The sequence below is a fragment of the Streptomyces sp. 142MFCol3.1 genome, from assembly GCF_000424945.1.
GTDB lineage: Bacteria > Actinomycetota > Actinomycetes > Streptomycetales > Streptomycetaceae > Streptomyces > Streptomyces siamensis.
In genome coordinates this window covers 22,811-32,664 of the sequence record NZ_AUKV01000053.1, presented here as the reverse complement: position 1 = coordinate 32,664, position 9,854 = coordinate 22,811, and the positions used below count along the sequence as shown (strand labels likewise).

8 protein-coding genes and 1 pseudogene are annotated in these 9,854 nt (G+C 72.2%); 4 read left to right on the top strand and 5 right to left on the bottom strand.

The features are described 5' to 3' along the window. On the top strand, positions 1–1,167 hold a 1,167-nt coding region (locus H305_RS0141125), incomplete at its 5' end, for a DUF2637 domain-containing protein (RefSeq protein ID WP_028805591.1). A gap of 97 nt (positions 1,168–1,264) precedes the next feature. On the opposite strand, the gene lysS is transcribed toward H305_RS0141125, so the two are convergent. Beyond that, on the bottom strand, positions 1,265–3,004 hold the full coding sequence (lysS, locus tag H305_RS0141120; RefSeq protein ID WP_028805590.1) for a lysine--tRNA ligase: 1,740 nt from the start codon (positions 3,002–3,004) through the stop codon (positions 1,265–1,267). Between the two features lie 146 nt (positions 3,005–3,150). On the opposite strand from lysS, the gene argS reads away from it, so the two are divergent. After that, entirely contained in the window at positions 3,151–4,911 is a 1,761-nt protein-coding gene (gene argS, locus H305_RS0141115) for an arginine--tRNA ligase (protein WP_028805589.1), read from the top strand. Positions 4,912–4,993: 82 nt separating this feature from the next. On the opposite strand, the gene H305_RS0141110 is transcribed toward argS, so the two are convergent. Next, positions 4,994–5,938: a hypothetical protein gene (locus H305_RS0141110; protein WP_234021419.1), complete on the bottom strand. Its 945-nt coding sequence runs from the start codon at positions 5,936–5,938 to the stop codon at positions 4,994–4,996. Between the two features lie 217 nt (positions 5,939–6,155). On the opposite strand from H305_RS0141110, the gene H305_RS0141105 reads away from it, so the two are divergent. Beyond that, positions 6,156–7,037 (top strand): DUF4253 domain-containing protein, encoded by an 882-nt coding sequence (locus H305_RS0141105; RefSeq protein ID WP_028805587.1) that lies wholly within the window; start codon positions 6,156–6,158, stop codon positions 7,035–7,037. Between the two features lie 93 nt (positions 7,038–7,130). On the opposite strand, the gene H305_RS0141100 is transcribed toward H305_RS0141105, so the two are convergent. The 3 genes and pseudogenes from H305_RS0141100 to H305_RS56240 all read right to left on the bottom strand — a co-directional run bounded on the left by H305_RS0141100 (position 7,131) and on the right by H305_RS56240 (position 9,415). Further along, positions 7,131–8,348, bottom strand: a complete 1,218-nt coding sequence (locus tag H305_RS0141100) for a PLP-dependent aminotransferase family protein (RefSeq protein ID WP_028805586.1) — start codon at positions 8,346–8,348, stop codon at positions 7,131–7,133. A 150-nt stretch (positions 8,349–8,498) separates the two neighbouring features. Next, positions 8,499–8,912 (bottom strand): annotated as a pseudogene (locus tag H305_RS48620) (SAM-dependent methyltransferase); the annotation flags it as partial. A 95-nt stretch (positions 8,913–9,007) separates the two neighbouring features. After that, positions 9,008–9,415, bottom strand: coding sequence for a DUF4232 domain-containing protein (locus tag H305_RS56240; protein ID WP_028805585.1), 408 nt, complete (start codon positions 9,413–9,415; stop codon positions 9,008–9,010). Between H305_RS56240 and H305_RS56235 the strand changes: the two genes are divergently transcribed. Next, the gene (locus H305_RS56235) at positions 9,414–9,617 is read left to right on the top strand and encodes a hypothetical protein (RefSeq protein WP_324608139.1); all 204 of its coding nucleotides are present in this window, start codon (positions 9,414–9,416) and stop codon (positions 9,615–9,617) included. The genes H305_RS56240 and H305_RS56235 overlap by 2 nt on opposite strands. Positions 9,618–9,854 lie beyond the last annotated feature (237 nt).

Sequence of the window (9,854 nt, the reverse complement as noted above, 5' to 3'; positions counted from 1 at the left end):
CTGGACCTGCTGCTGACCTGGATCAGGATCCCCTTCCCGCTGCTGCGCCAGACGGCATGGCTGCTGACGGCCGCCACCATCGCGTTCAACGGCGCGGCGGCCTGGCCCGACCCGCTCGGCGTCGGCATGCACGCCGTCATCCCGATCCTCTTCGTCGTCTCCGTCGAAGCCGCCCGGCACGCCATCGGCCGGATCGCCGACATCACCGCCGACAAGCACATGGAAGGCGTCCGCCTCACCCGCTGGCTGCTCTCCCCGGTGCCCACCTTCCTCCTGTGGCGCCGCATGAAGCTGTGGGAACTGCGCTCCTACGAAGCGGTCATCAAGCTCGAACAGGAACGCCTCGTCTACCAGGCCCGGCTGCGCTCCCGCTTCGGCCGCGCCTGGCGCCGCAAAGCCCCCGTCGAATCCCTGATGCCCCTGCGCCTCGCCCGCTACGGCGTCCCCCTCGCCGAAACCGCGCCCTCCGGCCTGGCCGCCGCGGGCATCGAGCCGGCGCTCCTTCCCCCGGCGTCGAAGCAGCCGGAGCTGGAGACGGCCGTCCCCGCCGCGGACGGCCACGCCGCCGGGCAGGCGGCCGTCCCGCAGGCCGTGTCGCCCCAGGACCAGCGCCACACTCCGGACGACGGCCGGCCCGCCACCGCCGACCAGCCGGAGTACGGGCAGCAGACGCAGCCGGACGGCAACCCCTGGTTCGCCCAGCCCGGGCAGAACATCGTCTACGAGGGCGGCTACGACCCCGCCTACGAGCCGCCATACGACCCCACGTACGCCGCCGAGCAGGAGGGGTGGCAGTGGCACGACGAGCAGCAGCCCCCGATGTACGAGCCCGGCCCGGAGGAGACCGGCAGCTTCCCGATCCCCGCGGGCGCCGGCGGCCGTACGCGGCAGCTGGGCGAGGGCGGCGGCACCCCGGAACCGGAGCAGCTGCCGATCCCCTCGCCGCGTGAGGAGCAATCCCCGCAGTCGGACGAGAAGGCCCAGGAGGAGGCGTACTACCAGGTGTTCCGTCAGTCGATAGACGGCAGCTTCCCCACACCGCGCGTCCTCGGCGACAACATCGAGGCCACCTACGGCACGACGCTCAGCCCCAGCGCGCTGAAGAACCTCACGGACCGGTTCCAGAACCGCTTCAACGCGGAGCTGGAGGAGGACCACATCGCCTGAGGGGTGTCCGCGCCGCCCGGAGCCCGGGCGGACGTGAGCGGACGAAGGGGGCTCCCGGTGATCACCGGGAGCCCCCTTCGCCGTACCGTCCGGGGTGTTACGCGCCGAGCAGCTTGCGCACGCGCTCCTGCCCGACCGCGAGCAGCAGCGTGGGCAGTCGCGGGCCCGTGTCGCGCCCGACGAGCAGGTGGTAGAGCAGCGCGAAGAAGGTGCGCTGGGCGACCTTGATCTCCGGCGGGAGCTCCTTGGCGGTCGCGTCGGCGCTGTAGCCGGCCTGGACCTTGGGGACGCCGTAGACGAGGTGGGTCAGGCCGTCCAGGGACCAGTTCGCCTCCAGGCCCTCCAAAAGCAGGCGCAGCGAGGCGCGGCCCTGCTCGTCGAGGGACCCCAGCAGGTCGGCGTCCGGCTCGTCGCGGACGACGGTGCGCTCCTCGGCGGGAACCTGCGTGTTGATCCAGGTCTCGGCCTTGCCGAGCCGGGGCCGGACCTCGTCGAGCGAGCCGAGCGGGTTCTGCGGGTCGAGCTCGCTGAGGATGCGCAGGGTCTGGTCCTCGGCACCGGCGGTGATGTCGGCGACGGAGGCGAGCGTGCGGTACGGCATCGGGCGGGGTGTCCTCGGCAGCTCCCCGGCGGCCGTGCCCACCGCGCGCGCGTACGCGGCGGCGTCGGCCGGGAGGACCGAGCCGTCGGCGACCTTGCCCGCGAGCTTGTCCCACTCGTCGTACAGCCGCTGGATCTCCTGGTCGAATGCGATCTTGAACGACTGGTTGGGGCGACGGCGGGCGTACAGCCAGCGCAGCAGCTGCGGTTCCATGATCTGGAGCGCGTCCGCGGCCGTGGGCACGCCGCCCTTGCTGCTGGACATCTTCGCCATGCCGGAGATGCCGACGAAGGCGTACATCGGGCCGATGGGCTGCTTGCCGCCGAAGATCCCGACGATCTGCCCGCCGACCTGGAACGACGAGCCGGGCGAGGAGTGGTCGACGCCGCTCGGCTCGAAGATCACGCCCTCGTGCGCCCAGCGCATCGGCCAGTCGACCTTCCAGACCAGCTTGCCGCGGTCGAACTCGCTCAGCCGGACGGTCTCGGAGAAACCGCAGGCGGAGCAGGTGTAGGTCAGCTCGGTCGTCTCGTCGTCGTACGCCGTGACGGTGGTGAGGTCCTTCTCGCACCGGCCGCAGTACGGCTTGTACGGGAAGTAGCCCGAGGTGCCGCTGCCGTCGTCCTCGGCGGCGGCGCCGGAACCCTCGGCGGCCTCCAGTTCGGCCTCGTCGACCGGCTTCTGGCCCTGCTTCTTGGCGGGGGCCTTCTTGGTCCGGTACTGGTCGAGGATCGCGTCGATGTCGCCGCGGTGCTTCATCGCGAACAGCACCTGGTCGCGGTAGGCGCCCGAGGTGTACTGCTCCGTCTGGCTGATCCCGTCGTACTCGACACCCAGCTCGGCCAGCGCCTCGACCATGGCGGCCTTGAAGTGCTCGGCCCAGTTCGGGTACTCCGAGCCCACCGGGGCCGGTACGGACGTCAGCGGCTTGCCGATGTGCTCCGCCCAGGACTCGTCGATGCCGGGGACGCCGGCCGGGACCTTGCGGTAGCGGTCGTAGTCGTCCCAGGACAACACGTGCCGCACGGTGTACCCGCGGCGGCGGATCTCGTCGGCGACGAGGTGCGGGGTCATGACCTCGCGCAGGTTGCCGAGGTGGATGGGGCCGGAGGGCGAGAGCCCCGACGCGACGACGACCGGTTTGCCCGGGGCCCGACGCTCCGACTCGGCGATGACCTCATCCGCGTAACGGGAGACCCAGTCGGTGGTCTCGGTGCTCTGAGCCACGATCGGCACGTCCTTCTTTCTCATACGCCAGTACGGCTGACGCGTCCATTCTCCCAGCTCGGACCCGAACCGCGAAAACGGCTTTTCACCGCATGGGATACTGGGTTTTCTGTACTGAGAAACTCCCGGAACCCGAGCAGAACGGCACTCACTCCATGGCCTCGGTCACGTCCCTCACCGCTTCCGTCCACCAGCGCCTCGCGGACGCCCTCTCGGCAGCACTGCCGGAGGCCGGTTCCGCGGACCCGCTGCTGCGACGAAGCGACCGGGCCGACTTCCAGGCCAACGGCATCCTGGCGCTCGCGAAGAAGGCCAAGGCGAACCCGCGGGAGCTGGCCACCCAGGTCGTCGCGCAGGTCGAGTCGGGTGACGTGATCAAGGACATCGAGGTCTCCGGCCCCGGCTTCCTGAACGTCACGATCACCGACAGGGCGATCACCGAGAACCTCGCCGCGCGGTACGAGGACGGCGCGCGCCTCGGCGTGCCCGTCGCGGACCACCCGGGCACGACGGTCATCGACTACGCCCAGCCGAACGTGGCGAAGGAGATGCACGTCGGCCACCTGCGGTCCGCGGTGATCGGCGACGCGGTCGTCCAACTGCTGGAGTTCACCGGCGAGACGGTCGTCCGGCGCCACCACATCGGCGACTGGGGCACCCAGTTCGGCATGCTCATCCAGTACCTGATCGAGCACCCGCACGAGCTGGACCACAAGGACGGCGCGGTCTCCGGCGAGGAGGCCATGTCGAACCTGAACCGGCTCTACAAGGCCGCCCGGACGGTCTTCGACTCCGACGCGGAGTTCAAGACGCGGGCGCGGCGCCGGGTGGTCGACCTCCAGGCCGGCGAGCCCGAGACGCTGGCCATGTGGCAGAAGTTCGTGGACGAGTCGAAGATCTACTTCTACTCGGTCTTCGACAAGCTGGACATGGAGATCAGCGACGCGGACGTGGTCGGCGAGTCCGGCTACAACGACATGCTGGACGAGACGTGCCGCCTCCTGGAGGAGTCGGGCGTCGCGGTCCGCTCGGACGGCGCGCTGTGCGTGTTCTTCGACGACGTGAAGGGCCCGGACGGCAACCCGGTCCCGCTGATCGTGCGGAAGTCCGACGGCGGCTACGGCTACGCGGCGACCGACCTCTCCGCGATCAGGGACCGCGTCTTCAACCTGAAGGCGACGTCGCTCATCTACGTCGTGGACGCCCGCCAGTCCCTGCACTTCAAGATGGTCTTCGAGACCGCGCGCAGGGCCGGCTGGCTGAACGACGACGTGAAGGCCCACCAGCTCGCCTTCGGCACGGTCCTCGGCAAGGACGGCAAGCCCTTCAAGACGCGTGAGGGCGAGACGGTCCGGCTGGTCGACCTGCTGGACGAGGCGGTCGAGCGGGCCTCCGCGGTCGTGCGGGAGAAGGCGCTGGACCTGTCCGAGGCGGAGATCACCGAGCGGGGTGCCCAGGTGGGCATCGGCGCGGTGAAGTACGCGGACCTGTCGACGTCGGCGAACCGGGACTACAAGTTCGACCTGGACCAGATGGTCTCGCTGAACGGCGACACGTCCGTCTACCTCCAGTACGCGTACGCCCGTATCCAGTCGATCCTGCGGAAGGCCGGCGAGGTCCGGCCCGCCGCGCACCCGGAGCTCGAACTGGCCGGGGCGGAGCGGGCGCTGGGGCTGCACATCGACGCCTTCGCGGAGGTCGTCGCCGAGGCGGCGACCGAGTACGCCCCGCACAAGCTGGCCGCGTACCTCTACCAGCTGGCGTCGCTGTACACGACCTTCTACGACAAGTGCCCGGTCCTGAAGGCCGAGACGCCGCAGCAGGTGGAGAACCGCCTCTTCCTGTGCGACGTCACGGCCCGCACGCTGCACCAGGGCATGGCCCTGCTGGGCATCCGGACGCCCGAGCGGCTCTGACACCGCGGGCGCCCGGGCGGACAGAGCCCGACGACGGCCCCGGCGGGACGGCAGCGACCGTCCCGCCGGGGCCGTCCGCCTGTCAGGCGTAGTAGTGGATGGTGCCCCGCAGCGCGGCACCGCCCTCGCAGTGCTGGACGAAGGTCGCCGCGAACGCCTCGACGGCGCCGTCGTCCCCGCGCGCCAGCCTGGTCACGGTGAACTCGCCCGTGGACGTGTTGCAGCCGCGGCCGTTGCCGTGGACGTCGAGCCCGCCGAACGACTCGTCGCTGCTGCGCCGCGTCTCGTAGGTGCGGCCCGCCTCCAGCCGCTGTCCCGTCGGCGGGGTGAGCAGCGCCGTGTAGTACTCGCGCTTGCCCGAGACGTCGTACTGGACGCCGTCGCCCCACGCGCGCAGGCCGAACGTACTGGTGGCACCGGTGTGCCGGGCGCTCGTGCCCTGCCCGATGTAGTCCCCGGGGTCGCTGGTGTAGGCGTAGGACAGGGGCAGCGCCCGGTACTTGACGGCGCCCTTGAGCGCCGGGGCCGTGGCGCTCTCGCAGTGCTGGGTGTACGTCGCGTCGAGGACGGTGATCGCGCCGGAGTCGTCCGTCTCGATCTGGTCGACCGAGAACTGCCCGTACACCTCGTTGCACCCGCGTCCGTCGCCGGAGACGTCGAGGCCAGGAGAGCGGCCGGTGCGGAACGCGGCCCTCTCCGCGTCACGGTAGACACCCGGGTGGAGCTTCTCACCGGCCGGCGCGGCGAGTTCGACGTCCCACCAGGTGCTGTCGGTGGACACGCGGAAGCGGGCGTACTCCGCGGAGCCCCCCACACTGATCGTGGCCGTCTTCGCGGTGTACGCCGCGGCGGAGCCCTGGCCTATGTAGTCACCGGCCTGGCTGGTGTGGCTGTACCTGGTCACGGCCACGGGTGCGCCGTCTGCCGCCGCGGCGGGCGCGGCCAGGGCCGTGGTGAGACCGATCGCCGCCGTGAGACCCGCCAGCCGGCCGGTCAGAGCGCGTCGCCATCCTGTGCGTCGGGGCACGGACGCATCCCCCTCCATGAGGGCGGGCGCCCCCGCTGGGCACCCGCTCCTCCGATGTAACAACCATCACCGGCATCCATCACGGCACTGACGCCAATCAGCCAACACCTTGTCCGTTCAACGGTGTTGGCGTACGTCCACCCGCCTCGGGCAGACCGGTCCGCCCCGCGGGCGGGGGCGGGGCGCGTTGTCAGTGGCGGACCCTAGAGTCACCGGCATGGCGACACTTCCGAACCCGCTGCCGCAGCTCGCGGCCGACCCGAGCGGTGCCTCGCTCGGGCTTGAACTCCCGCCCGGGACACTGGTCGACACGACCGCCGAGGGCCCCTGGCACGAGCCGCTGCTGTGGCACGCCGACGTCCCCGCGCAGCCCGGCGGCTGGGCGGCGCTGGAGGCCGCCCGGCGGAAGGCCGGCCTGCTCCCGGTGCTCCTGGACATGGGGGGCGACCGGGGCGGCCCGCAGGACTGGGAGTTGATGCCGGACGAGATGACGTATGCGGGGGACCACGACGCCGAGGAGGTGCTCGCGGAGTTCTGGGACCGGTACGCGGCCGACGCACCGGGCGCCGACGAGGACTACCCCGGCAAGGAGAAGGTCGTCGAGATGTTCGGCGAGCCCCACACGTTCGACGAGACGATCGCGCCCTACGGCCCCGCATGGCCGGGCCTCGCGCCCGCCACCGGGCAGGGGGCCGACCCCGACGCCCGCGCCGCCGAGGTCGCCGACGCCCTCACGGACGGCGGCTCGGGGCTGAAGGACCCGCGCCTCGCGCTCGTACCGGCGCGGCGCAGCGCGGACATCCCGGCGGCGATCGGCTGGACCGGCCCGGTGAACTACGAGAACGACGTGGCGCGGCTGTGCGCCGTCCTGCGCTCGTGGGAGGACCGCTTCGGCATACGCGTCGTCGCGCTCACCTTCGACCAGCTGGTCCTGTCGGTGGCCGCCCCGCCGAGCACCCTGGCGGAGGCCGAGGCCGTCGCCGCCGAGCACTTCGCCTTCTGCCCGGACAACATCACGCAGGGCCATCACGAGGTCCTGCGCGACTACGCGGCGCAGGAGGTACTCGGCCGACAGGTCTGGTCCTTCTGGTGGGACTGAGCCGCGCGTGAGGCCGGTGGTCTTGCGACCACCGGCGGTCGTGCGCCGGCCAGTGGTCGCGCTCCAGCCGGTGGTCGCGCCCGGGGCGGAGGTCTAGCCGCGCAGCCCGGTCGCGAGCCTCCGCAGCCCCTCCGCGATCTCGTCGGGGGTCTGCGTGACGAAGCACAGCCGCAGCGTCGCCGGATCGGGTGCGGCGGCGTAGAAGGGGGCTCCTGGCACGTACGCCACGTCCTGCTCCACCACGCGCGGGAGCAGGGCCGTGGTGTCGTACGACCCGGGCAGCCGCGCCCAGAGGAACATGCCGCCCTCGGGGCGGGTCCAGGACGACCCGGCGGGCAGGGCGTCGGCGATGCCGGCGAGCATGGCGTCGCGCCGCTCCCGGTAGACGGCGGCGACCCCGGCCACATGGGCGTCCAGGTCCCGGTCGGCCAAGTACCGTGCGGCAGCGAGCTGGTTGACGGTCGGGGTGTGCAGGTCGGCGGCCTGCTTGGCGACGGCACACGCGCGGCGCAGGTCCGCGGGCGCCCGCAGCCAGCCCAGCCGCATCCCGGGCGCCATCACCTTGGAGAAGGAGCCCAGCAGTACGGTCCGGTCCGCCGCTCCGTCGTGGGAGGCGATCCACGGGACCCGCTCGCCCTCGAAGCGGAGTTCGCCGTACGGGTCGTCCTCGATGATCCACAGTCCGTGCCGGGCGGCCACCGCGGCGACGGCGGCCCGCCGCCCGCCGGGCAGGGTGCGTCCCGTGGGGTTCTGGAACGTGGGCACGGTGTAGAGCAGCTTGGGTCGCTCGCGGGCCGTCAGTGTGTCCAGGGCGTCCGGGTCGAGGCCGTGCTCGTCGCCGGGCACGGCCACGATCCGGGCCCCCGCGAAGGAGAACGCCTGGAGCGCCGCCAGATAGCAGGGGCTTTCGACGAGCACGGTGTCGCCCGGCTCAAGCAGGGCGGTGGCGAGCAGGGACAGCGCCTGCTGCGAACCGGTGGTGACGAGCACGTCGTCCGCGGTGGTCGGCAGTCCGCGGGCGCCGGTCCGCTCGGCCAGCGCGGCCCGCAGCGCGGGCTCGCCCTCGGTCGTCGAGTACTGCAACGCCCGCTCGGGGACCTGTGCGAGCACGTCGCGGTAGGCGGCGGCGATGCCTTCGACGTCGAACAGCTCCGGCGCGGGCAGGCCGCCCGCGAAGTTGACGACCTCGGGGCGCGCGGTGACCGCGAGGATGTCGCGTACCGGCGAGCCGCCGATCGCGGTGGCCCGTGCGGCGAGCGCGGGCACGGGTGCACTGCCGCTCCTGGCGGGAACGTTCTCGACGACGGTCACGATGGGCTCCTTGTCCGCGACTCCACGACGGCACTTCGTCCCACCCTACGGAGATCCCTGCCGCCTACACCTTTAAATTCCGCGATCCGGACGGCCGGACGCCTCACGGGCCGCTGGCCTCGGCCCGGGACCGCCCGGCCGCACCGGGGGTCAGCCCTTGACGCCCGTGGCGGCGTACCCGTTGATGTCCGCGTCCGTGACGTCGTCGATGGCGCGGTAGCGGACCTTCTCGATGTCGTCGAGCCCGGCGAGATGGACGGGATCGGCGGCCTCCGGCGCGGGCGCGGCCCCGTCGGGGCGCCTGTGGTGCGCGGACACGACACCCGGCTCGTCCGTCTCCGGCCCGCACTCCGTGAAGAACCGCTCGACCTCCGCCCGGGACCGCGGCACGAACGTGAACCCGCTCTCCGCGTAGGTGCGTTGCACGGCCCGGATGTTCTCCGGGTCGAGGTCCTCCGTGAGGGGGGTGAGCACCGGCCGGCTCCCCGAGGGCCGGGCGTCGACCAGTCGGCGCACGATCGGGTACGCCTCCTCGTCCTCGACGAAGTGCAGGATCGCCACCAGCACGTGCCCGCTCCGGCACGCCGCCATCGTGCCGGAGCGGGCGCGGGCACTGTCGTCAGGACGGCATGGAACCGGCAGAGCCGCGGTCGCTGCCGTCAGGACGGCTCGGTCGCGGACACCGCGGTGACGGTCACCGTGTCGTCGCACTCGGCGAGGACGCCGTCGTCCAGGGCGGCCTGGTGCGAACCGGCACCCGGGAGGCCGACCACCAGGGTCGGGTACGTGACGGGCGTCGAACCGGACTCGCAGTAGCCGTCGGCCTCGCCCTGGACCTGGACGAACGTCAGCTTCGTCCAGGCCTTGCCGCCCGGCGCGAGCAGAACCTTGGACGCGGCGCCCGAGGGCGTGACCGCCAGCGGGTGGTTCTTGTCAGGGGAGCCGTTGCCCGCACCCGCCACGGTCGGGTGGCCCTGGACGGTGCACGGCCCGGCGGAGGTGTTGGTGAACTGGACGACCGCCGCGCCGGTTCCTGTGCCGTCGGGCCGGTCCTCGGCCTGGCGCATGGACACCTCCAGGTCCGACGCACCGCAGGCCTTGGCCGCCGCGGGCGTGGACGGCGCGGACGGCGAGCCCTCACCGCCGGGCGAGGCCTTCCCCGAGGGCGACGTCGACGTGCCGGCCGACGGAGCGCCGCTGGACGCGGCCGGCTCGGCCGGTGGACGCGACGGCGAGGAGCCGGACCCCGCCCCGTCGTCGCCCGGCTGACACGCGGTCATGAACAGGGTGGCCGCCGACACGGCCACCATCGCCAGCGCTGCCCTGCGGACACCCGTCCTGTACTGCGTCCCGTACTGCATGCGGTCCCCCGAGAGAAGTTCAGGCGCCGGTCCTCACCGGCACTCGTCGCTTCAGAGCGCGGGACCGGTCCGCGGGGTTCACCTGCGGGGCCGTCTGTGACACGACGGTGACGGATTACGCACGTAAGGGCGGACCTCCGGACAA